The organism is Cetobacterium sp., from assembly GCF_051653945.1.
Taxonomy (GTDB): Bacteria; Fusobacteriota; Fusobacteriia; order Fusobacteriales; family Fusobacteriaceae; genus Cetobacterium_A.
In genome coordinates, this window is the sequence record NZ_JBOFXD010000098.1 from 12,829 (window position 1) to 34,553 (window position 21,725).

Annotated in this window: 22 protein-coding genes; 12 read left to right on the plus strand and 10 right to left on the minus strand. The window is 30.1% G+C overall.

Features of this window, described 5'->3' with window-relative positions:
- Window position 1 precedes the first annotated feature (1 nt).
- Entirely contained in the window at window positions 2-988 is a 987-nt protein-coding gene (locus ACRC8M_RS10275) for a carbohydrate ABC transporter permease (RefSeq protein ID WP_438529040.1), read from the plus strand.
- Entirely contained in the window at window positions 954-1,790 is an 837-nt protein-coding gene (locus ACRC8M_RS10280) for a carbohydrate ABC transporter permease (RefSeq protein WP_438529041.1), read from the plus strand. The genes ACRC8M_RS10275 and ACRC8M_RS10280 overlap by 35 nt, the downstream gene beginning before the upstream one ends.
- A gap of 50 nt (window positions 1,791-1,840) precedes the next feature.
- On the opposite strand, the gene ACRC8M_RS10285 is transcribed toward ACRC8M_RS10280, so the two are convergent.
- From ACRC8M_RS10285 to ACRC8M_RS10300, 4 genes are all read right to left on the minus strand, one after another.
- A complete protein-coding gene (locus ACRC8M_RS10285) occupies window positions 1,841-2,659 on the minus strand; it encodes a carbohydrate ABC transporter permease (protein ID WP_438529042.1) in 819 nt (272 codons plus the stop codon).
- A gap of 9 nt (window positions 2,660-2,668) precedes the next feature.
- Window positions 2,669-3,550 carry a carbohydrate ABC transporter permease gene (locus ACRC8M_RS10290; RefSeq protein ID WP_438529043.1) on the minus strand — a complete coding sequence of 294 codons (882 nt, stop codon included), beginning with the start codon at window positions 3,548-3,550 and terminating at the stop codon, window positions 2,669-2,671.
- A 2-nt stretch (window positions 3,551-3,552) separates the two neighbouring features.
- A complete protein-coding gene (locus tag ACRC8M_RS10295) occupies window positions 3,553-4,806 on the minus strand; it encodes an ABC transporter substrate-binding protein (RefSeq protein ID WP_438529044.1) in 1,254 nt (417 codons plus the stop codon).
- A 76-nt stretch (window positions 4,807-4,882) separates the two neighbouring features.
- The gene (locus tag ACRC8M_RS10300; RefSeq protein WP_438529045.1) at window positions 4,883-5,854 is read right to left on the minus strand and encodes a LacI family DNA-binding transcriptional regulator; all 972 of its coding nucleotides are present in this window, start codon (window positions 5,852-5,854) and stop codon (window positions 4,883-4,885) included.
- 158 nt (window positions 5,855-6,012) lie between these two features.
- Here ACRC8M_RS10300 and ACRC8M_RS10305 point away from each other — a divergent pair, with 158 nt between their 5' ends.
- Window positions 6,013-7,281 (plus strand): Gfo/Idh/MocA family protein, encoded by a 1,269-nt coding sequence (locus ACRC8M_RS10305; RefSeq protein ID WP_438529046.1) that lies wholly within the window; start codon window positions 6,013-6,015, stop codon window positions 7,279-7,281.
- 38 nt (window positions 7,282-7,319) lie between these two features.
- On the opposite strand, the gene ACRC8M_RS10310 is transcribed toward ACRC8M_RS10305, so the two are convergent.
- Window positions 7,320-8,198, minus strand: a complete 879-nt coding sequence (locus ACRC8M_RS10310; RefSeq protein ID WP_438529047.1) for a hypothetical protein — start codon at window positions 8,196-8,198, stop codon at window positions 7,320-7,322.
- 241 nt (window positions 8,199-8,439) lie between these two features.
- Between ACRC8M_RS10310 and ACRC8M_RS10315 the strand changes: the two genes are divergently transcribed.
- The 5 genes from ACRC8M_RS10315 to ACRC8M_RS10335 are packed head-to-tail and all read left to right on the plus strand — an operon-like array spanning window position 8,440 to window position 12,736.
- A complete protein-coding gene (locus ACRC8M_RS10315) occupies window positions 8,440-8,760 on the plus strand; it encodes a PTS lactose/cellobiose transporter subunit IIA (RefSeq protein ID WP_023050404.1) in 321 nt (106 codons plus the stop codon).
- A gap of 4 nt (window positions 8,761-8,764) precedes the next feature.
- Window positions 8,765-9,721 (plus strand): N(4)-(beta-N-acetylglucosaminyl)-L-asparaginase, encoded by a 957-nt coding sequence (locus ACRC8M_RS10320; protein WP_438529048.1) that lies wholly within the window; start codon window positions 8,765-8,767, stop codon window positions 9,719-9,721.
- Window positions 9,722-11,023, plus strand: coding sequence for a PTS sugar transporter subunit IIC (locus tag ACRC8M_RS10325; RefSeq protein WP_438529049.1), 1,302 nt, complete (start codon window positions 9,722-9,724; stop codon window positions 11,021-11,023). It begins immediately after the preceding gene.
- Complete coding sequence (locus ACRC8M_RS10330; RefSeq protein ID WP_438529050.1) at window positions 11,023-11,331, plus strand: PTS sugar transporter subunit IIB; 309 nt, start codon at window positions 11,023-11,025, stop codon at window positions 11,329-11,331. Before ACRC8M_RS10325 ends, ACRC8M_RS10330 begins: the two co-directional genes overlap by 1 nt.
- Before the next feature lies 1 nt (window position 11,332).
- Complete coding sequence (locus ACRC8M_RS10335; RefSeq protein WP_438529051.1) at window positions 11,333-12,736, plus strand: Sapep family Mn(2+)-dependent dipeptidase; 1,404 nt, start codon at window positions 11,333-11,335, stop codon at window positions 12,734-12,736.
- A 40-nt stretch (window positions 12,737-12,776) separates the two neighbouring features.
- Here ACRC8M_RS10335 and ACRC8M_RS10340 read toward each other — a convergent pair whose 3' ends face one another.
- A complete protein-coding gene (locus ACRC8M_RS10340) occupies window positions 12,777-14,288 on the minus strand; it encodes an ABC transporter substrate-binding protein (RefSeq protein WP_438529052.1) in 1,512 nt (503 codons plus the stop codon).
- 297 nt (window positions 14,289-14,585) lie between these two features.
- On the opposite strand from ACRC8M_RS10340, the gene ACRC8M_RS10345 reads away from it, so the two are divergent.
- From ACRC8M_RS10345 to ACRC8M_RS10355, 3 genes are all read left to right on the plus strand, one after another.
- Window positions 14,586-15,176, plus strand: a complete 591-nt coding sequence (locus ACRC8M_RS10345; RefSeq protein WP_438529053.1) for a sigma-70 family RNA polymerase sigma factor — start codon at window positions 14,586-14,588, stop codon at window positions 15,174-15,176.
- 98 nt (window positions 15,177-15,274) lie between these two features.
- Window positions 15,275-15,808: a hypothetical protein gene (locus ACRC8M_RS10350; protein WP_438529054.1), complete on the plus strand. Its 534-nt coding sequence runs from the start codon at window positions 15,275-15,277 to the stop codon at window positions 15,806-15,808.
- Window positions 15,809-15,823: 15 nt separating this feature from the next.
- Window positions 15,824-16,426 carry a DedA family protein gene (locus tag ACRC8M_RS10355; RefSeq protein WP_438529055.1) on the plus strand — a complete coding sequence of 201 codons (603 nt, stop codon included), beginning with the start codon at window positions 15,824-15,826 and terminating at the stop codon, window positions 16,424-16,426.
- A gap of 21 nt (window positions 16,427-16,447) precedes the next feature.
- Here ACRC8M_RS10355 and ACRC8M_RS10360 read toward each other — a convergent pair whose 3' ends face one another.
- The 4 genes from ACRC8M_RS10360 to ACRC8M_RS10375 all read right to left on the minus strand — a co-directional run bounded on the left by ACRC8M_RS10360 (window position 16,448) and on the right by ACRC8M_RS10375 (window position 20,564).
- Window positions 16,448-17,194, minus strand: coding sequence for a MipA/OmpV family protein (locus ACRC8M_RS10360; protein ID WP_438529056.1), 747 nt, complete (start codon window positions 17,192-17,194; stop codon window positions 16,448-16,450).
- 131 nt (window positions 17,195-17,325) lie between these two features.
- Window positions 17,326-18,342 carry a PTS transporter subunit IIC gene (locus ACRC8M_RS10365; protein WP_438529057.1) on the minus strand — a complete coding sequence of 339 codons (1,017 nt, stop codon included), beginning with the start codon at window positions 18,340-18,342 and terminating at the stop codon, window positions 17,326-17,328.
- Window positions 18,343-18,346: 4 nt separating this feature from the next.
- A complete protein-coding gene (locus ACRC8M_RS10370; RefSeq protein WP_438529058.1) occupies window positions 18,347-19,510 on the minus strand; it encodes an aminotransferase class I/II-fold pyridoxal phosphate-dependent enzyme in 1,164 nt (387 codons plus the stop codon).
- Window positions 19,511-19,520: 10 nt separating this feature from the next.
- Window positions 19,521-20,564: an iron-containing alcohol dehydrogenase family protein gene (locus tag ACRC8M_RS10375; RefSeq protein WP_438529059.1), complete on the minus strand. Its 1,044-nt coding sequence runs from the start codon at window positions 20,562-20,564 to the stop codon at window positions 19,521-19,523.
- A 378-nt stretch (window positions 20,565-20,942) separates the two neighbouring features.
- Between ACRC8M_RS10375 and ACRC8M_RS10380 the strand changes: the two genes are divergently transcribed.
- A complete protein-coding gene (locus ACRC8M_RS10380) occupies window positions 20,943-21,713 on the plus strand; it encodes a MetQ/NlpA family ABC transporter substrate-binding protein (RefSeq protein WP_438529060.1) in 771 nt (256 codons plus the stop codon).
- Window positions 21,714-21,725: the final 12 nt, after the last annotated feature.

The window sequence follows — 21,725 nt, forward strand, 5'->3', positions numbered from 1 at the left end:
TATGAAAGATAAAACACAAAGAAGTATATTGTTAGCATGTTTTTTAGCAATACCAACTATATTGCTATTTGTATTTGTTCTTTATCCAGGGTTTAAGCTAGCTCTAATAAGTTTTACTGATTGGGATGGAATAAATCCTAGTTATAACTACGTTGGGTTAAAAAATTATACCCAAGTATTTCAAAGAAAAGATATTTGGCAAAGTTTAAAAAATAACAATTTATATTTTATGTTACATCTTCTTTTTATTCCAATAGAGATGTATTTAGCAATGCTTTTAGATAGATATATCAAAAAAAGTGAGTTTTTTAAAACTATAGTTTTTATGCCGTATATAATAAATGGAGTTGCAATAGCTTATATGTTTTCCTTTTTATATAGTTCTGAGGATGGAGTATTAAATGGACTTTTAGCTCTTGGAAGTATTGGGAAAATTAGATGGTTAAGTGATCCTAAAATTGTAAATTATTCATTAGTTGTAGTTTCTCTTTGGAGATTTACAGGGGTTCATATAATACTTTTCTTAGCTGGACTTCAATCAATAAATAAGGATATGTTAGAGGCTGCATTAATTGATGGAGCCTCAGTATTACAACAATTTGTAAAAATAATAATGCCTAATATGAAGTCTATTCTTAGTATAGTACTGTTTTTAAATGTAAGAGGAGCACTTATGGTTTTTGATATTCCATTTGTTATGACAAGTGGAGGGCCAGGAACAAGTAGTACAACATTTGCTCTTCATACAGTAAAAACAGCTTTTGAGTTTAGCAACTTTGGTTTAGCTTGTGCAATGGCCATAGTTTTAATAGTAGCAATAATAGTTATATCAATAGTTCAAGGTTTAGTTTTAGAGCCTGAAAAGTTTAAAGGTAAGTTAAATAAGGTAAAAGGATTTTTTAAAAAAGAGGAGTCAAAAGTTGAGGTAGTAATGGAAAAGGAGGGGGAGAAGTTTGAAAAAGAAAAAAAGGAGCGAGTTACTGTTTAATGTTCTTAACCACGCAGTTTTTGTAGTTATAACTTTGATAGTTTTAGTTCCCTTGCTTTTAGTGGTGTTATCATCTTTTAAAACTCCAGAACAGATATCACAAGGGTATCACCTATCTTTACCAGCACCATTTTCATTGGATAACTATAAAGAGGTTTTCAAAAATGGAAATGTATTAACAGGGTTTAAAAACTCAATGCTTTTAGTTTTAGGAACAATAACGGTGAATGTTATTTTAAGTAGTATGGTTGCTTACTCTTTAAGTAGGTTTGAGTTTAAGCTTAAAAAGGTATACTTCTTTCTATTTAGTTTTTCAATGTTAATACCTAGCTTTATTGCAGAGATAACAAGATTTGGAATAATTGGAAGACTTGGAATATATGATACTCTTTTAGCACCAATGGTAATCTATATCTCAACAGATATACTTCAAATATATGTGTATAAGCAGTTTATAGATCAGATTCCATACTCTTTAGATGAAAGTGCAAGAATAGATGGATGTTCATATTTTAAAATCTATTGGAAAGTTATATTCCCACTGATTTTACCAGCAACAGCAACGCTTATAATATTAAAGTCTGTAGATGTATTAAATGATATGTTTACACCTTATCTATATATGCCAAGTGCTGCTAATGCAACACTTACAACAATGCTGATGAACTATGTAGGACGTAGTGGTTCATGGGCTAAGCTATCAGCTGCAATAGTAATAGTTATGTTACCAACAGTTATAATGTATCTGATATTTAAGAAAAAGATTTTATCAGGAATAGTAGCGGGAGCTGTTAAAGAGTAAAAGAAAATGGAGAAGTGAAAACTTCTCCATTTTTATTATTTATTTGAATCTTATTTAATACCTGTTGATGCCATTCCTTCAATAAATTTCTTTTGAAATATTATAAACATAATTAGCATAGGTAAAACTCCTAAAATAGCTCCAGCCATAGCTAAAGGATAATCTGTTCCGTGTTGTCCAGATAGAGCAGCAAGACCAGCAGAAAGCGTCATCTTATCAGTAGAAGTATTAACAATAAGAGGCCACATAAGTTGATTCCAACTAGCAAGAGCTGTTATTATAATTAAAGCTACAATACCAGGCTTAACAAGAGGTAACATAATTTTATAATAGATTTGGAAATGATTACATCCATCTATAATTGCAGCTTCTTCTAGTTCTTTAGGAAGAGTCATAAAAAATTGTCTCATTAAAAATGTTCCAAAAGAACTAAATAATCCTGGGATAATAAGACCACTTAAAGTATTTAAAAGTCCTAACTTTTGAATTATCATATACTGTGGTAGTAAAAAAATCTGTCCAGGAACCATTAAAACAGCTAGTAATAATAGAAATATTGTATTTCTAAATGGAAACTCAATTCTAGCAAATGCATATGCTGCCATAGAACAGAATATAATCTGTCCAATTGTTCTAACAACGGTATAAACAATTGTATTATAGTAAAACTTCATGAAAGGCATAGTAGCCATAACATCTTTATAGTTACTCCATTTAAATTCAGAAGGAAATATAACTGGTGGAACCTGTATACTTTCTCCTAAAGTTTTAACAGAGGTTAGAAACATCCAAATAAAGGGTATTAAAGTAAATATAACCCCAGTTATAAGAATAATGTGTAGAAAAACTTTTCCTTTTTTATCCTCCATACTCTCCTCCTAATAGTTAACTAGTTTTTTTTGTAGTTTAAGTTGAATCCAAGTAAAGGCCATAATAATGATAAATAAAACCACAGCAATAGCTGCTGCATAACCTCTTTCAGACATTTGGAAAGCATTTGTATAGAAGAAGTAAACTATAGTCATACTACTTTCAAAGGCTGGGTTAGTTCGATTTACCATCATAAAAACTAAGTCAAATATTTGGAAAGAATTAATAAAAGACATTACAGTAACGAAGAATAAAGATGGACTTAGTAAAGGTAGAGTTATCTTGAAAAAGCAAGTAACAGGGCCAGCACCATCTATTTTTGCAGCTTCATAATACATTTTAGGAATTCCCTGTAAACCAGCAAGAAGTATAACCATGTTGTAACCTATACTTGACCATATAGCAACAACTATAACTGCATATAAAGCTGTTTGAGGGTCTGATAACCAAGCTCTAGGTTCAAATCCAAAGTTACTTAAGAATTGATTTAGAATACCAAACTCTTTATTATACATCCATCTCCAAACCATAGCAATAGCTGTAGGCATTGTAACAGCGGGTAAAAAATATAAAACTCTATAAATTGTAAGTCCCTTAATTTTACTATTTAACATAGTTGCAACTAAAGTAGAACAAGTTACTCCTAAAGGAACAGAGAATAAAACATATACAAAGGTATTTTTTAAAGCTTGATACATTTTAGGATCGTACATTAATTTTTCATAGTTTTTAAAACCAATAAATTTAAATTGTCCAAAAGCACCAAGGTTAGTTAAACTAAAATATAAGTTTTGAAAAAATGGAAATATATAGAAAATTCCGATTCCAAGAACTAAAGGGGCAATCATAAGATATGCCCACATACTATTTTGAAATTTATCCTTTCTCATAATTAAGCTTCCTCTTTTAAAATAGCATTCATTTTTTCATTTATAATTTCACAAGCTTTTTCAGGTGTCAACTCTCCCATCCAAACTTTGTTAAGGTATTCATTCATAACATCCTCCCACTTACCAGTATTTAAGGAAGCAGGATACTCAATTCCATTAGGTAACATATTCGAGTAACCATGTAAGTTTAAATTAGGATATGAATCTGTCCAAATCTCTTGTGACTCAATATAAGCAGGAATAACTATACCACTTTTGGCTTGAGTGTCATGTGAATCCTTAGTAGATAGATATGTAACTAATTTCTTAGCTTCTTCAGGGTGCTTAGTTTGAGAGTAGATAGCATACCCAAGACCGTGAATAATAGCAGCATCTTTAGTTTTTAAAGGTAATTTTACTAAATCAACTTTATCTTTTATAATCTCATTTTTCATATACTGTTTAACCATCCAAGAACCAGAGTATGTCATAGCGACCTTCTGAGATTGGAAAAGGTCAGAAGCTCTAGTATCTGCAATCTCTCCCAGACTAGGAATAACTTTTTCATCAAGAAGTTGTTTTATCTCCTTTACTGCAGCAACAGTATTAGGGTCTGAAAAACCACTAGTTTTCTTATCTGGAGATATTACTCTTCCTCCAAATTGAGATATTATTTCATAATAATCCTCTTGACCAGAAAAACCTAATGCTAAGCCATAGTTTCCAGTTTTATTTTTAATCTCTTTAGCAGTTGTAACCATATCATCCCAAGTCCAGTTATCATTAGGATATTGTAGTTGTAAAGAGTCAAAAATCTCCTTATTATACCAAAGGGCAGTAGTATCAATATCTTTTGGTGCAGCCATAAGTTTATCATCATAAGTATACATTTTAATCATACCCTCAGGAAAAGCTTCGGCATTTATAGCTTTACTATCTACTAGATCTTGAATAGGAAGAATCATGTTAGCTTTAGCATATTTTGTAAAGTTTGGAGCATTGATCCAGAAGATATCTTGAAGTTGCCCACCAGTAGCGGCAGTTTCAAGTTTAGTCCAATATTGAGAAAATGGTGTAATTTCTACTACTACTTTTACACCAGGGTTTTCTTTTTCAAAATTACTAATCATACTTTCTATAACAGGTTTTTGGTTAGCATCCCAAAGAGCAAGCTTTAAAACTTTTTCTTTATTAGTAGTGGATTGTTCATCGCTACCACAACCTGTAAAAGAAGTTAAAAGACCTAAACTTAATAGTGATAAAATAATTTTTTTCATAATACCCCCTTAAAATTTGTATACGTATTCATAATTATTTGATAAAATATACCTCATAGATTGAAATTTGTCAAATTTATTTTAGGCTACTACTTCGTATTTCAATTCCAGGAGAAAGTTGAAGTGTTTTTTTTGTATTTTCTTTATTCAAAATAATTTCAATTCCAGCTTTAACCATAGCTTCTGTAGGTTGAGTAATACTTGTAATATTGAGAAGTTTAGAAACAATAGTGTTATCAAATCCAACCAATGCAATATCTTCAGGAATTTTATAACCAAACTCATTAATCTTTTTCATAAATAAGCAGGCCACCTCATCATTAGATGCAACATATGCGGTACAAGGAAGTTTTTTTTGTTTTAAAATAGCTTCAATATCTTCGTCAGAAAGAGTTACTGTATTGACTTTAATAAAAAAATCAGGCTTAAAATTTAAATTATATTCCTTTAATTTTTTCTTTACACCATCAAGTTTTGGATTATATTTTTTATAATCTCCTCCAATATAGCCTATATTTTTATGGCCTTGATCAATAAGATGCTGACATGCCACTTCTCCACCTTCAACAAGAGAAGTTGTAACATAGTTATGCCCAGGAAAATCCTCATTCAAAGCTACAAATGGCACACTGGTAGTTTCTAAAAAATCAAGATTTTGTTCATCTACAGGAGCTATAAGTATTCCTTCAACATTTCGAGCTAGCATCATTTTTATATGGTCTAATTCAAACTCAGCATTTTTTTCAGAGTTCATAACAAGAAGACTGTATCCTTTTTCTCTAGCAGCTTTTTCAGCGTATTTAATCATATCTAGATAGTAATAGTTAGAGAAACTAAAAACAATAAAACCTAAAATTTTACTCCCTACACCTCTCATAGTTTTAGCGTTTTCATTTGGAATAAATTTGTATTTATCTATAAAATATTGAATTTTTTCTCTTACTTCAGGTTTAACTTTTTCAGGCTGATTAATAGCTCTTGATACTGTAGCTTGAGAGACACCAACTAAATTAGCTAGCTCTGTCATAGTCATCCTTTTATTTTTCATATGTCCTCCCTATAAATTTAAACTATATATAAAAAATAATACTCTATAAAATTATTATAAGCAAATTTTTATGAAAAAAATTTGACATTTTAAAAATCATGTACTATACTCACATTAAAAATAAAATGTATACGTATTCAAAAATAGGAGGGTGTTTTATGTTAAGAGTCGGTGTAATAGGAGCAGGAAATAGGGGAAAGGACGTTTATGCTAATTTTATTTTAAAAAATAGTGATGAAGCAGAGATTGTTGCTGTAGCAGAACCAAATCCTATAAAAAGAGATCAAATGATAAAAACTCACGGGATTCTACCTGAGTATGTATTTAATTCTTGGGAGGAGTTTTTAGAAAAAGACAGATTTTGTGATGCTGTAATTTTAGCAACAGGTGATGATATGCACTTTGAACCTATGGAGCTTGCTATGAAAAAAGGTTATGATATTCTTCTAGAAAAACCAATGTCAAACAGGGTTGAGGAATGTATTCATATAGTTAAAATGGCTGAAAAGTATGGAGTTAAAGTTATGGTTTGTCATGTACTTAGATATACACCCTTTTTTAGTAAGTTAAAAGAATTAATAGATAGTGGAATAATAGGAGAAGTTGTTGATATACAACACAATGAAAATATAGGAAATTTCCATTTTGCACATAGTTTTGTCAGAGGTAACTGGAGAAATTCTGATGAAACAAGTCCTCTTATTTTACAAAAAAGTTGTCATGACTTAGATATTCTATCTTGGCTTTTAAATGGTAATCCTTGTAAAAAAATAGCTTCTTTTGGAAATTTAAAATACTTTAGAAAAGAGAATGCTCCAGAAGGATCGGCAGATAGATGTTTGGAGTGTAAATATATAGATAGTTGCATATATTCACCAAAAAAAATATATTATAATAATATTGGAGCTTGGCCAACTTTAGTTGCTAGTGAAATACAGACAGAGGAAGCTTTAACAAAATCTTTAGAGCACAATCAATATGGAAGATGTGTTTATAAATGCGATAACAATGTTGTAGATAATATGGTTTCTATAATTGAGTTTGAAAATGGAGTAAATGTAACTTTTAATCTATGTGCTTTTACAGATGAGGTTTGTAGAACAATAAAAATTATGGGAACTAAAGGTGAAATAAGAGGAAATGATGCAAAAAATCATATAGAAGTTTATGAATTTGGAAAAGGAGAAGGGCGTTTTGCAAATGGAAAGAAAACTGAGATTATTCCAGATGTACTAGAAGGTGGACATGGAGGAGGAGATACAGGACTTATGAATGATTTCGTAAATCTTTGTTTAGGAAGACAAGAGGACTCTAGAACTAATCCAAGAACATCTTTAGAAAGTCACATAATGGCTTTTGCAGCAGAGGATTCGAGAGTTAATGGAAATGTTGTTTACATGGATGAATATTTAAATAGATTTAATTAAAAATAGGGGATTGACCAATTTGGTTAATCCCCTTAATTTTACTCTTCTTCGAGATTTTCAAATATCTCAATAATTGTAGGCAGATCTTTTCTATATAAGATTTTGAATGTAAACTCTTTATAAGTATAAACTAAAGTTTCATCATTTTTTATATTATATATTTTAACTAAAAGTTTCGAGTTAAAATGATAGTTAGAAATATATGATGTATCTCCTTTAAGTTTTTTATAAATCTCCATAAGTTCACTATGAAGCTCAAAAAGATTTTTAAAAGTTTTAGTTAAAGTAAAAATAGGTTTAATTTCATTGGTTTCACTATTTTTATAATCTTTTATAATTTTAATTCCTAAAATTTTAGCACTTTTATAATCTCCAACCTTATCCTTTTCATACTCAATATCTAACTCTCCAGTAGTTGTAAGATCTTTAAAAATAGGTTTTAAAAGATTTTTTTCAATATCATAGAATCTATCGTAAGTTTCTTGAATCTCTAATATATCCCGTAAATTGTCCATAGAGATGTTTAAAATACTTTTCTCACTATTTAAAATGCCCTGATAAAATCTATATGAGTATCTTTCTTTAAATTTAAGTATTTTTTTTATTTTTTCATCTAAAATATGTGATGAAAATTCAAAAATCACGTAATCCCTTTCAAAAAAATAACTATTTAGAACATTGAACCTTTTTTTTAAATTTAGATTTGAATCAGTAATAGTTATATTTTTAGAAAAAAACTTAAATAAAAGTTTTTCTAATTCAATAACTTTTGGCTCCTCTTTAACTTCAAATATTTTATAAAGTGTTTCTAAATGAACAGTAACTGAGCTACTGCTGATATCAACTGATCTTAAAAAATCTCTCTCTTTCTTACTCAGTTTTTTAGAAAATTCAATAAAAATATTTTTATTTCCCACTCTGAACTCCTTTTTTCTAATTTTTTTAAATTTTTTTTAATATGAAAAATATTTTTTTAAAACGATATATTAGAATAGATTATATCGTCATATGTAATCATAGCTTATAAAAAGGTTAAAATCAAGATTTTATATATAAAAAAGGAATGATATTAACGAAATACGCACTAAAAAAATGTGATTTGACCAATGAAAAGAATTGGTATAAAGTTAAACTATGAAATGATACGGGAGGTTTTTTATGGATATTGAAGCAGTAGCAATGGCCATAGTTGGAAATGCTGGAGAGAGTAGAGCTCTATCTTACGAGGCTTTAAGAGCAGCGAAGAAAGGTGAGTTTGAAAATGCTAAAAAATTATTAGATGAAGCAAAAGAAAGGATGTATGCAGCTCATAGTGTACAGACTGAACTTATATGTAATGAAGCAGATGGAAAAGGTGTAGAGATAAATCTACTTATGATTCATGCACAAGATCATCTTATGAATGCAATATTAGCTAGGGAGTTAGTAGAAGAGCTAATTGAAGTCCATAGAGAGTTGAAAGAGTTAAAAGGAGAATAAGAGTATGAGAAAAAAATGGGGTATGATAGCAACTTGGAGAATGGCTTCTGAAGGAGTAACTTTAGGTTCAGAGATGTTAAAAAACGGTGGAAAATGTCAAGATGCATTGGAAGAAGCAGTTAAATTTGTAGAGGATTATCCATTTTATAAATCTGTAGGTTATGGAGGACTTCCAAATGAAGAGTGTGAAGTTGAGTTAGATGCGGCATTTATGGATGGAAAAACTCTTTCTATAGGAGCGGTAGCTTCAATAAAGGATTTTAAAAATCCAATATCTATAGCAAGAAAACTTAGTGCAGACAGATACAATATATTTTTAGTAGGAGCTGGAGCAGAATCGTATGCTCATAAAAATGGCTTTGTAAGACAAAATATGTTAACAGAGAGAGCTAAAAAGACTTGGGAGTTAAGAGTTAAAGAGATACAAGAGAAAAATCTTTCTCCATACGACGGTCATGATACTGTTTGCATGATAGCTTTAGATAAAGATGAGGATATGGCTGTAGCAACTTCAACAAGTGGACTTTTTATGAAGAAAAAGGGAAGAGTTGGAGATTCACCAGTTTCAGGTTCAGGTTTTTATGTTGATAATGAAATTGGTGGAGCAGCAGCAACAGGTCTTGGGGAAGATATAATGAAAGGTTGTCTTTCTTATGAAGTAGTCCAGAGAATGAAAAAAGGGGAGCATCCAATGGAAGCTGCTCAAAAAGCTGTGGATGAGTTTTCTGAAACTTTAAGAAAAAGAAGAGGGAAAGCTGGAGAGATATCCATTGTAGCTATGAATAATAAAGGTGAATGGGGAATAGGAACAAATGTTGAGTTTACATTCTGTGTTGGAACAGAAACAGAAAAACCTCAAGTTTATATATCAACTCCTCAAGAAAATGGAGAGATAAAGATAGAAATAGCATCTGAAGAGTATATGAGAGCATATAAAGAGAGAATTCAAAGGGGGATTTAAATGTCAAAAGTAGTTGAGATTTTAGAAGAAAAGCTAGTTCCTGTAGCAGCTTGGATTGGAAGAAATAAACATATTAATGGTATAAGAAGAGCGTTCGTTTTAATGATGCCTCTTTTAATGATTGGATCTATATTTTTAATGATATCAGCATTTCCATTACCAGCTTATCAAAAGTTTATGTTAGAAACATTTGGAGCAAATTGGAAAAATGTAATAGATATTCCTGTAAGTGCAACGTTTTCATTAGTTGGAGTTTATGTAGCATTTTTAGTTGCTCAACAACTGGCTAATCAATTTCAACTTGATAGTGTAGCTGTTGGACTTTTATCACTAGCATCATTTTTAATTTTAACACCATTATCTGAAGTTGAAGGTATGGGTTCTGTTTTAAGTTTTAACTGGCTTGGAAGTAAAGGGATGTTTATAGCTATGGTAATTGGTATAGTTACAGCTAATATCTTTAGATTCTTTGTAAACAAAAAGATTCTTATTAAAATGCCTGATGGGGTACCACCTGAAGTTATAAAATCATTTGAAGCATTAATTCCAGGAACAGTTATACTATCTTTAGCATTACTATTAAGAATAGGTATGATGAACACTGAGTATGGAACAATCCATGACTTTGTATATAAAGTTTTAGCAATGCCATTAAGAGCTTTAGGAACATCATTCTTTGGATCATTATTAACAGTATTCTCAATTTCAATATTATGGTCAGTTGGTATAAATAGTGGATCTATGGTAAATGGATTTGTAAGACCTTTCTGGTTAGAGAATCAAGTTGAAAATATCAATGCTTTAAAAGAGGGATTACCATTACCTCACGTTATTACAGAGCAATTCTTTGATATGATTTGGATGGGTGGAGCTGGAGCAACACTATCACTACTTTTAGCAATAGGTCTTTTTGCAAAGAGTAAACATATAAAAAGTGTTGGAGCAATTAGTGCTGTACCAGGGATATTTAATATAAATGAGCCAATTCTATTTGGAATGCCAATAATATTAAACCCAATTATGTTAATACCATTTAATATAATTCCTTTAGTATTTGTTACAACTCAATATTTAGCAATGACAATTGGTCTTGTAAGTAAGCCTTTAGGAGTAGCTTTCCCATGGCCAACACCAGCAATAATTAGTGGATTTTTAACAGTGGGAGATATGTCAGGAGCGATTATTCAAATAGTTAACTTAATATTAGGAGCTTTAATATATCTACCATTCTTAAGAATACTAGATAAAGCAAGTAAATACGAAGAGGATGCAGTAGAGGCATTTGAAAAGGAGACAAAATAATGAAAAAAATATTACTACTTTGTTCAGCAGGGATGTCAACAAGTATAGTTGTTAAAAAGATGTTAGAATCAGCAGAAAAAAGAGAAATACCTGTAGAGATAAAAGCTGTTGGACTAGAGATGTTCCAAGAGAACTTAGATAAATATGATATATTTTTACTAGGACCTCAAGTTAAATTTAGAAAAGATGAGCTTAATAAAATAGCTCAAGAGGTTGGAAAAAAAGTTGAAGTTATAAATATGATGGATTATGGAATGATGAAAGGGGATAAAATTTTAGATTTTGCTCTTTCATTAATTGGGGAGTAGTTTGAATACTAGAAAAACTCTAGAATACTATATAGATGAACACTTTCAAGCGACTTTAAAAGATATCCAAAAAATTGTTAAAATTAAAACTGTAAAAGAGGAGAGCACCATTGGTGCTCCCTTTGGTTTAGGGTTAAAAAAAGGCTTGGAAGAAACATTAAAAATAGCAAAAGATCTAGGGTTTAAAACTGTAAATTTAGATAACTATATTGGTTATGCTGAGTTTGGAGAGGGAGAAGAGTATATAGGAGTTTTAGGTCACATAGATGTGGTACCAGAGGGAGAACATTCAAAGTGGAGTGTGCCACCATTTAGTGGAGAGATAGTGGGGAAAAATATGATCTCAAGAGGTGCTTTAGATAACAAAGGACCAATTATTTCAGCACTACATTCAATGAAAGCTTTGAAAGAGTGTGTTCCAAGTTTTAATCATAGAGTTAGAATAATATTTGGAACAAATGAAGAGAGTGGGGATGAGGACATTAAATATTATCTGTCTAAAGAAAAACCACCAAAATATGCGTTTACTCCAGATGGGCAGTTTCCAGTTGTATTTTCAGAAAAAGGAATCTACACATTCTCTTTTAAAGATAGCTTCATAAAGGAAAATACTTCAATACTAGATATAGTGGGAGGAACAAGATCAAATGTAGTTCCTGAAGAGGCTAAAGTATTTTTAAAAAAAGATTTATCTGAAAAAATTCTGAAAGAGTTAGAAAAATTTAAAGACATTCCATGTAAAGTTGAAGTTTTAGAAAAAGGAAGCTATTTAGAAGTTATATGTAAAGGAATACCAGCCCATGCAAGTTCTCCACAAAGAGGCGTGAATCCAATAACGTGGTTATTTAGATTCCTAAATAGAGTTATATCTGAGGAAGATTCGTTAAAGAGATTTGTTAATTTTATGGATAAAGTTGTTGGTATAGAAACTGATGGAAGTGGATTAAATATAGAAACTAAAAATGAAGAAACAGGAGATTTAACTTTAAGTTGCGGTATTGTAAAGATAATGGCAGAAAAAAATTCTTCAATATATGTTAAATTTAATATTAGATACCCAGTGACTACTAATGAAAAACAATTAGATATTATGCTTAATAAAATAGGAAAAGAGAATGGGATAGAGTTTGTAAAAGAAAATCACAATCCACCGCTATATTTTCCTAAAGAACATCCACTAGTTGAAAAACTTCAAAAAATCTTTAAAGATGTAACAGATAGAGATGATAAACCTGTAGCTTTAGGAGGGGGAACATATGCAAAACTTATGCCAAATACAGTTGCATTTGGGCCAAACTTTAAAGAGTTCAGAGGGAATCCTCATGGTTTTGATGAAAAAATGGATATAGATATGCTAAAGCAAGGAATGTTAATGTACGCATTAGGAGTTTTAGAATTAGCATAAAAAAACTACCTCTTTTGAGGTAGTTTTTTATTTAGAAAAATTAAAATGATAGTTTATAAAAAGTAGGATTATTAATAGGCGACTGAACAAAGCCTTTAACTTCCTCTCTGATACCAGCACTTGCAGGCATAAAGTAGATTGGTAAAACAGGAACCTCTTCATTCATAATATTTTGAGCTTGAGCATATAGTTCAGATCTTTTAGTGGGATCTAATTCAACCTTAGCTTTATCTAAAAGAGCATCAAAAGTAGGATTATCAAAGAAACTTCTATTTCCAGAAGACCCTTTCATACTACTATGAAGAACAGAACCAATACCATAGTCAGCATCTCCAGATGAGTTTGACCATCCAAGCATGAACAGATCACTTTTTCCTGTTCCAGTTGTAGTTAAAAATGCAGCCCACTCTAAAATTTCAATTTTTATATCAATTCCAATATCTTTTAATTGAGCTTGTATAATTTCAGCCATTTGTTTTCTAAGTTCGTTGTTACTTGTAACTAAAGTTAGACTTAAATCTTTATAACCAGATTCTTCTAAAAGTTTTTTAGCTTCTTCAGGGTTATAATCAAAGGGGGTAGTTTCTTTAGAATATCCAACTACTCCAGGACCTAAGATACTATTGGCTTTTTCTACAGCACCACTTAAAACAGACTCAATGATGATATCTCTATTAATTCCCATTGCAATAGCTTTTCTAACATTTTTATCTTGAAGAGCACCCTTAGCTGTATTGATACCTAAGTATCCAACTCCAAGAGAACTAATCTCTTCAACTCTAATATCTTTTCTATCTGCAAGAATTTTTCTACCAATAGAATCAATATCTCCTGTAATATGGTGCTCCCCAGTTTCAATAGCAATAACTCTACTATTTTCTTCTGGGATTGCTTTGACTTCAACTATTTCAATAGCAGGTTTACCTCTAAAATACTCATCATTTCTTTTTAATATCATATATGATCCAGGTTTCCACTCAGCTAAAGAATATGCTCCAGTTCCCATAGGAGCATGGTTTACATCTTTTGTATTTTCATAATAATTTTTATTTAAAATAGAAGCTGTTATGTGTGTCAAATGGTGTATTAATGAACCTGATGGAGCAGATGTTTTAACAATAGCTGTATACTTATCAGGAGTTTCAACACTATCAATAGCTGAGTAAAGAGTTCCAACTTTAGATGATTTTTTAGCATTTTCTAAAGTGTATTTTACATCTTCAGAAGTTAATTCCTCTCCGTTTTGGAATTTAACCCCTTTTCTTAAATTAAACTTTAATTCAGTGGGAGATAGTTGTTCCCAACTTTCAGCTAATCCAGGAACTATATTTAAATTTTCATCAGTTTCAATAAGTCTATCAAAAATATTTGAAATTATTCTTCTAGAATAGACATCAGTAGCTTCATGTGGGTGAAGGGTTACAGATTCACTACTTTGAGTATAAACTAATTTATTATTTTTAGGTACTGCCACTTGTTTTTCAGAGTCTTTTTCTTTTCCACAACTAATAAAAAGTGTAACTATTAGTAATAATTTAAATATTTTTTTCATAAAGCCCCCTTTAGTATTTAATTATTTAAATAAGAGTATCAAAAAAAATTAACTATGTCAAATTTTATTTTCAAAACATCTAAAAAATGAAAAAAAATTATCAAAAAAGAGTTTTGTATTAGAATGTTACTATATATTTCAAAGAATATGAATGAAAAAGAAAAAATGGAACGTTTAAATTTAAAGAAAAATATGGTATTATTTTTTCATAAGTCAAGACACTTAAAAATTTTTACAGCTTAGGGGTGAGCTTAATTTTACTTTTTTTACCGTTAAATAGTTAAGGGGGCAGACTAAATGGATGAAAGAGATGTAATGTTAGCAAAAGATGGTGATGATGAAGCAATGGAAAAGGTTTTCTTAAGATATAAAAATGATATTTTAAGAAATAGTAAAAACTTTTTCATAAAAGGTGGAGATATTGATGATTTACTTCAAGAGGGGTATATAGGTCTTATGAAGGCAGTAAAATCATTTGACGAAACAAGAGAGGTATGTTTTAGTACTTTTGCAAATCTATGTATAAAACGACAGATTATAACAGCAGTAAAATCATCAAATTCAAATAGAAACCAAAAGTTAAATACATCGATAATTGGAGATAAGGATATTAATTTAGATGATTTAATTCAATATGCAAAACCATCTGTGAACTTTTATTCTCCAGAGGATATTCTTATAGGGAAAGAACTAGTAGAGATGTTAGGAGAATTTTTGAATAGTAGTTTAACACCTTTAGAGAAAAAGGTATTTTTCTATACTTGTAAACAATATAAATATAATGAGATTGCAGAGATGTTAAAAGAACCTTCTAAGAAAATAGATAATGCAATTCAAAGGGTAAGAAAAAAAATTCTAGGATATTTATCTGAGTATACTAGAGATTAATATAATAATAATGGGTGAAAGATGAAAACTTTCATCCTTTTTATTTACTAAATTTTTATCGGAGCTATGGTATAATATGAGAAAAACTAGGAGTAAATATGAGTGCGTTAGAGAAAAAAATAGTATTAACAATCTATAAAATAGGACCTACATTTATATCAAAATTAGCTAATCGGATACTTGAAAATCAAAATGAAGTGAGAGAGTGTATAAGAGTATTAATTAAAGATAAGATATTAGAACGAGTTGAAAATATAATGGTTGAGTATAAAACTAAGGAAGCTAATGTAGTTGTTAAACATAGAAACCATACTTATTATAAATTGACAAAACTTGGAGAGAAAAAGGCAAAAGAGTTAGAAGAAGAGCATGAATTTGAGGTAAGAGAAGCCTTTAAAACATACAATAAAGCTTTACAAAATAGATTAGATAATGTGGTAGAAAATACTGAGAATAAAACATACTGTGTAATAGACTTTCCTTATTCACAGGAGATAAATGTAAAAAATATTTTAAATGAAAAATTTGAAAATCTTGAAAAAGAGTATGGTCATACAATAACTTTAAGAGGAGAGATAACAGAGGTAGAAAAAGAGCGGTTATTAGAACTACTTAATATTATTATAATTTAGATAGAAGGAGAAAAAGTGGAAGAGTTAATAAAACAAGCTAGTGAGTTTTTTATGAGTTTAGGTTATTTTGGAATTTTTATAATGATGTTTTTAGAATCTTCATTTATCCCTTTTCCTTCAGAAGTCGCTCTGCTTCCAGCAGGATATCTAATAGGAACTAAAGAGATGAGTTTTATACCAGTACTATTAGCAGGAACTTTAGGAAGTTTAGGTGGAGCGGGTTTAAACTATTTTCTTGGAAGAACTTTAGGAAGAAGTCTTCTTTTAAAATATGGAAAATACCTTTTTTTAGATGAAAGTAGATTGGTTCAAATGGAAAGCCTATTTGATAAAAAGGGAGAACTGATAGTGTTTTTAGGAAGATTTATACCAGTAGTTAGACAGTATATATCTTTTCCTCCTGGAATCTTAGAGATGAATGTCTATAAGTTTAGCATTTTTACAGGACTTGGAGCGGGAATATATGTTGCTTTTATGGTAAGTGTAGGAACTTTATATAAAGACTATGAGCATATTATAAATACATATATAGTTAGATATAAATATTTAGTAATATTATTAACACTGGTTTATATAGGTTACAAAATTTTAAAAATGAGAAAAAATAAAAAAGACTAACAAAAAGTTAGTCTTTTTTTACTAGAAGAAGTATTTAGCTCCAATACTTGCAATAAATAGAGGATCATCATTAACAACAGGAGAATCAGTAACTTCGCTAGAAAACTTTTCTACTCCTAAAATTCCTATGAAAGATACCTTTTCGTTGTATTTGTATTCAGCTGATAAGTTAGCTCCAATTGAATATGCAGTGTCAGCTTTGTATTCTTTAGTTAATTTGTCATTACTTGATCTAATAACTTCGTCTGATGTTACACCAAAGTAGTAATTTGCATAATCTCCAGAGAATCCTTTAACATGAATTCCAGGAACTAAAGTGAATTTATCATTGATGTTGTAAGGTCTAAAAGCACTTAATTTTGCTTCAGAACCGTGTTCACCAAACTGAACAGAAGCTCCTGTCCTAATTCCAGCAATTCCTGTATTAAGATCAGCTCTTAATCCAACCATAGCTTGGAAATCTCTATCATCAATATTAGTATATCCATCTCCCATATCTTTAGCTTTAACAGCGAAACCAGCTAAAGGGTCAAGAAATACAGATAAAGACAGATCTTCGCCTTTAAAGAAGAAGTATCCAGGAGTAATTCCTTTGATATAGAAGTTGCCATAGTTAACATCTAAAAGCGGTACAGGATAAGCTTTGTCTTCAGCTCCTTTGTAGATACTGTTAGAAACTCCAACCCCAGCTCCTACGCCATATCTATTCTCTGCCAAAGCCATAGTAGATAAAGTCATGGCTAAAATTCCAAAAATAATTTTTTTCATAATGTTCCTCCCAATATATAGATTTATAACGGAACAATTATATCATAGAATATATAGTTTTAAAACTAAGTACAATATAGAAATCTAATGTTAAAAAAAGTGCACTTTTTTTCAAAGAACTGAGGTTTCAACTATATAGTTACTTTATAGTCTTCCTCTTTAATTAAAACTAACTTATTTATAAAAATAAAATTACAAATATACCCAAAAACAATTGGTAGAATAATGAATAAAGTAACTACGAGAAGTATATTTTTTAAATTCCAAGATAGATGATTTAAAGCATTAATTGGTCCAATTAAACCACTAATTCCAAAACCAGCACTAAAAGCAGTTCCTTTAATATTAAATAGAGCTCCTAAAACTCCTAATGTAAAAGCGTTGATAACAATGGGAATGATAATAAGTGGATTTTTAACAAAGTTAGCCATTTGTATTTTAGCAGAACCTAAAACAGGCACCAAAGTTATACCAATAGGATTGACCTTAAGTCCAGCAAGAGCAAGACCAAAGGCTGCAGCACAAACTCCGAGGTTTGCAGCACCAGCAGCGATCCCACCAAGATTGACAGCAAGAGCTATTCCAACAGTAGAAAATGGTGAAATAATAAGAATGGAAAATATAATAGCTATAACTCCTCCAGTTAAAAGAGGTTGCATTTTAACAACTTCTTCAACAGCAAGACCTATGGCTCCATTGACTTTACTAACATAAGGTAAAAGGTTTAAACCAATCCACCCAACAGCAGTTGAAATTAGTATAGGAAGAGTGACCATACTTAACCCCTTCACTTTATCTCTAAAAAGATAGATAGCTAAAGATGCAATAAAGGCTGTAACACCTGCATTAACAACATCCCCTGTTCCACTTAGAACTATATTCCCATCTACAAAAGATACAACACCTGATCCAATAAAAGTAGCCACAGAAACACATATACTCTCTAGAGGAGTGAAGCTTAATTGGTATGAAACTCCCGTTCCAATTGCAAAAGGAAGTAGACTTGTAGATATTCTTGTTAAATTTAATATACCTGCTAAATTTAGACTTTTTGCAATCTCACCAAGAATTGCTGAAGGAATAAGAGTAGCAACAATCCCTAAACTCATACCATTTAATATTTTAAACAATAGCTCTTTTATTTTCATTTTTTCACCTTCCCATACTGTCTATTGAATTTGTCTCAATTCTATCAAAAGCTTCTTTTAAAATTTCTAAACTATTAGAACAAGCTATTCTAATAGCTTTATCATCGCCAAAAGGTTTTCCTGGAATAACTTTAACTTTTAGTTCTTCAAAAAGGTAATCTGAATATTGAATAGAGTTCAGATTTGTTTCACTGATATCTATAAAAATATATATTCCTCCCTGTGGAGCAAAAGCTTTTAGACCAGTGATGTTATTGATTCTATTTAAACTGTACTCCACTCTTTCTTTATACAGAGGGACAACACTATTTTTCACATGTTCTCTATTTTTTAAAGCTGCAAGAGCTGCTCTTTGAGATATGGCCGAAGCACTATAGACGATAATCTCGTTTATTTTTCTAATTGTATCTACAATAGCCTGAGGTGCAATATTGTAACCAACTCTCCAACCAGTCATAGCAAAATTTTTAGAAAAGCTACAAACAGAAATAGTTCGTTCTTTCATCCCATCCAAAGTATAAATTGGAATAAAACTATTAGAGTAATCATAAAAATCGTAGATATCGTCAGCATATACAAGTAGATTGTATTTTCTAGCCAATTCACTGACAATCTCTAAACTCTGTAAAGAATAGCAAACTCCTGTTGGATTAGAAGGGGTATTTATAATAATCCCTTTAGTTTTATTTGTAATAGCTTTTTCTAAATCCTCTTTAACAATTTGATAGTTACTTTTAATACTTGTATGAACAATAACTGGGTTTCCTTTAGCCTCCTTTATTTGATCCACATAAACAGGAAAAAATGGTGCAATTACGATAACCTCATCCCCCTCGTTCAATGTAGCTTGTAATGCTAAATACATTCCATGACAAGCTCCTGATAAAACAATAACTTCATCAAGATCAACATTGTAGTTATTAAACTCAGTTTTATGATATTTAATAATCTCCTCCCGAAGTTCTAAATCTCCTAAAGGATCAGTATAGTGAGTATGGCCATTTAGTGCATCTTGAAAAGCTGAATTTATAATAATTTTATCAGTGTGAATATCTAAATCTCCAATTCCTAAATTTATAATTTTATTTTTTTCTGATTCATCAATAGATTTAAAAGTTGTTTCCTCTTTATTTTGAAATCTTTTAGCTAAAAAGTTTGATCCATCCATTTTATACCCCCTATAAATTTCCTTCTAAAATAGTTATAAACTCCTCTCTAGTAAACTTAATTGGTATTTCGCTATCAGCAATAGAGTTTAAAATTTTATCAATAATCTCCTCTTTTTTCTCAAGGTATTCATTTTTAACAACTATCTCTTTAAGGGTAGTTGGAAGATTAATCTCCTTATAAAACTTTAAAAGAGTATTAAGTTCTTCGTGACTGCCTTCAAGTTGAAGCTGAATTAATATACCCAAAGCTACTACTTCTCCATGTAAATGTTCCTCCTCCACTCTTTTAATTTTAGTTAAAGCATCAAAAATAGCATGAGCTAAAGCTCCGTTATATTTAAAATCAATAAGATTTGAAACAATACCAGTTGTTACAAGAATAACTCCAGCAACTTCTTTAAAATCATTATCCACTGTTGATGTAGAAAGAGCATGCTTTCCATAATTTAACATTGTTTCTTTACAAAGATGACTTAATTTTTCTCCCATAGTAGTATTAAAATTCAATCTCTTTCCACGAGCTTTTAAATTCATTTCGTAATATTTAGCTAGCGTATCTCCGATTCCAGCCCATAAGTATTTTTTAGGGGCAGCAATTAAAGTATCTAAATTTATAAAGGTTTTATGGGGTGGTCTATTTAAAAAATACAGTTCCTGAAATACATGATTTTCTTCATACATTACTGAAATATATGAAACTGCAGCACATGTAGAAGCAATGGTAGGGATTGTAAAAAGTGGTAGATTTAATTTATCCATCATAACTTTTGAAGCATCAATAGATTTACCGCCACCTATACCAATTATTAAATCATAAGTATTATTTTTTAAATTACCTAAAATGGAGTTAATGATAGTGTGACAACACTCATTTCCATAATGAACTAGATGAAACTTTTTATCTTCTAAAGTTTTAAAAAATTCATTTTTAATTGATAAAAGGGATTTTTCCCCATGAATAACTAAAATATTATTATAGCTTTGAATCTCTTTACCTAAAACATTCCAAATGTTACTATCCATATAAACTTCTGTTAAAATAGATTTTTCCATAAAATTTCCTCCCAGTTCATAAATTTAGATAAAATAAAAAAGCTTCTGGTTTCCCAAAAGCTTTAAACAATAAATCTTTAAAAAGTTAGTTGGGATATAAGCCTATATTTTTTTAATACAAATAGGCTCATATCTATAATTTCTAGATATAAACCTTAGTTTTAAAATAATACATAAACCAAAACATAGCCCTAACTTTTCTTAAAGACATTTTTAATCTCCTCCAATTTTTTTTATTTGCATAAATATAACATAAAAAAATAGGGTTGTAAATCTTTTTTTGAAAATATTTTTTTAAAAAAAATAAAATAAAAAAATATTGACAAAACTATAAAAAATTATTATCATTTTTAAAACATTTATAGTTGGGGGTATTTTATGAAAAGAACATTACTGCTATTAATTATTGTTTCAAATTTTGTTTTTGGAAAGGATGTGTTTAAAATTGGGGCTACTCCAATACCTGCTGGGGAGATTTTAAATGAGGTAAAGGAGGATTTAGCAAAAGAGGGGCTAAACATTGAAATTATTGAATTTACAGACTACATTATGCCAAACTTAGCTTTAGCAGATGGATCTTTAGATGCAAATTTTTTTCAACATAAACCGTATTTAGCTAATTTCACGAAAGAGAAAAATCTAGATTTAGTTCCTCTAGAGGATATATATGTGCCACCTTTAGGAGCTTATTCAAAAAAATATAAAAGTGTGGATGATTTAAAAATTGGAGATAAAATAGCCATTCCAAATGATCCAACAAATGCTGGAAGAGCACTAATTTTACTGCACAACAATGGAGTTATAAAACTATCCAATCCTAAAGACCTTATGGCCACAGAGTTTGATATAGTTGAAAATCCTAAAAAATTAAAGGTTGTTTCTCTACAAGCTGCTCAGTTACCAAGATCTTTAGATGATGTGGACTTAGCAGTGATAAATTGTAATTATGCTTTAGATGCTGGGTTATCACCTCAAGAGGATTCTTTAGTTGTTGAAGGAAAAGAGAGTGCTTATGGAAATGTTGTGGCAGTAAGAAAAGGTTATGAAAATAGTAAAGAAATTGAAACTTTAATGAAGGTTCTAAGGAGTGACAAAGTTAGAAATTTTATATTGGAGAAGTATAAAGGAGGAATAATCCCTCTATTCTAAACTATTTTGGAG

Excerpts from the sequence above, each read along its gene's own strand:
- ACRC8M_RS10375 (WP_438529059.1), bottom strand. The coding sequence starts at position 20,564 with ATGGAAAAATCTATTTTAACAGAAGTTTATATGGATAGTAACATTTGG.
- ACRC8M_RS10290 (WP_438529043.1), bottom strand. The coding sequence starts at position 3,550 with ATGAGAAAGGATAAATTTCAAAATAGTATGTGGGCATATCTTATGATT.
- ACRC8M_RS10365 (WP_438529057.1), bottom strand. The coding sequence starts at position 18,342 with ATGAAAATAAAAGAGCTATTGTTTAAAATATTAAATGGTATGAGTTTA.
- ACRC8M_RS10300 (WP_438529045.1), bottom strand. The coding sequence starts at position 5,854 with ATGAAAAATAAAAGGATGACTATGACAGAGCTAGCTAATTTAGTTGGT.
- ACRC8M_RS10360 (WP_438529056.1), bottom strand. The coding sequence starts at position 17,194 with ATGAAAAAAATTATTTTTGGAATTTTAGCCATGACTTTATCTACTATG.
- ACRC8M_RS10295 (WP_438529044.1), bottom strand. The coding sequence starts at position 4,806 with ATGAAAAAAATTATTTTATCACTATTAAGTTTAGGTCTTTTAACTTCT.
- ACRC8M_RS10305 (WP_438529046.1), top strand. The coding sequence starts at position 6,013 with ATGTTAAGAGTCGGTGTAATAGGAGCAGGAAATAGGGGAAAGGACGTT.
- ACRC8M_RS10340 (WP_438529052.1), bottom strand. The coding sequence starts at position 14,288 with ATGAAAAAAATATTTAAATTATTACTAATAGTTACACTTTTTATTAGT.
- ACRC8M_RS10285 (WP_438529042.1), bottom strand. The coding sequence starts at position 2,659 with ATGGAGGATAAAAAAGGAAAAGTTTTTCTACACATTATTCTTATAACT.
- ACRC8M_RS10350 (WP_438529054.1), top strand. The coding sequence starts at position 15,275 with ATGAGTGCGTTAGAGAAAAAAATAGTATTAACAATCTATAAAATAGGA.
- ACRC8M_RS10315 (WP_023050404.1), top strand. The coding sequence starts at position 8,440 with ATGGATATTGAAGCAGTAGCAATGGCCATAGTTGGAAATGCTGGAGAG.
- ACRC8M_RS10275 (WP_438529040.1), top strand. The coding sequence starts at position 2 with ATGAAAGATAAAACACAAAGAAGTATATTGTTAGCATGTTTTTTAGCA.
- ACRC8M_RS10330 (WP_438529050.1), top strand. The coding sequence starts at position 11,023 with ATGAAAAAAATATTACTACTTTGTTCAGCAGGGATGTCAACAAGTATA.
- ACRC8M_RS10325 (WP_438529049.1), top strand. The coding sequence starts at position 9,722 with ATGTCAAAAGTAGTTGAGATTTTAGAAGAAAAGCTAGTTCCTGTAGCA.
- ACRC8M_RS10345 (WP_438529053.1), top strand. The coding sequence starts at position 14,586 with ATGGATGAAAGAGATGTAATGTTAGCAAAAGATGGTGATGATGAAGCA.
- ACRC8M_RS10370 (WP_438529058.1), bottom strand. The coding sequence starts at position 19,510 with ATGGATGGATCAAACTTTTTAGCTAAAAGATTTCAAAATAAAGAGGAA.
- ACRC8M_RS10380 (WP_438529060.1), top strand. The coding sequence starts at position 20,943 with ATGAAAAGAACATTACTGCTATTAATTATTGTTTCAAATTTTGTTTTT.
- ACRC8M_RS10320 (WP_438529048.1), top strand. The coding sequence starts at position 8,765 with ATGAGAAAAAAATGGGGTATGATAGCAACTTGGAGAATGGCTTCTGAA.